This window comes from Dolichospermum sp. UHCC 0406 (genome assembly GCF_009712025.1).
GTDB lineage: Bacteria > Cyanobacteriota > Cyanobacteriia > Cyanobacteriales > Nostocaceae > Dolichospermum > Dolichospermum lemmermannii.
Map to the genome: position 1 here is coordinate 1 of NZ_VILA01000021.1, position 424 is coordinate 424.

The following is a 424-nucleotide window of genomic DNA, read 5'->3' on the forward strand; positions in this document are numbered from 1 at the left end:
GAGTCATGGTTATTCTCTAACTTGGGAACTTGCTTAATTAAATTAAGCAGGTACTGCTGCTGATTGGGTTAAACCAACTGCTTCAGCATACTTCAAGTAGGTTTCAACGGAAGCGATAACGATCCGAGCTTCGATTGCTAGTAATTCGATACCAACTAAGGAAACACGAACCCAAGCGTCAATTACGATACCTTTGTCGAGGATTCTATCAATAACTTCTGCCAAGCTGGAGGAAGAATTGGTTTTTTCAACTGCCATTTTTTTAATTCCTTGTTATTTGTTGTCGGAAACTTGGGAAATGAGGAGAATAACTATAAATATGAGTCATGGTTATTCTCTGACTTGGTAACTTGCTTAATTAAATTAAGCAGGTACTGCTGCTGATTGGGTCAAACCAACTGCTTCAGCATACTTCAAGTAGGTT

General features: G+C 38.7%; 1 protein-coding gene. It reads right to left on the reverse strand.

All coding sequences use genetic code 11. The features are described 5' to 3' along the window. Positions 1-42 precede the first annotated feature (42 nt). Positions 43-258 carry a gas vesicle structural protein GvpA gene (gene gvpA / locus FJR09_RS18880; RefSeq protein WP_015080752.1) on the reverse strand — a complete coding sequence of 72 codons (216 nt, stop codon included), beginning with the start codon at positions 256-258 and terminating at the stop codon, positions 43-45. Between the last annotated feature and the right edge of the window lie 166 nt (positions 259-424).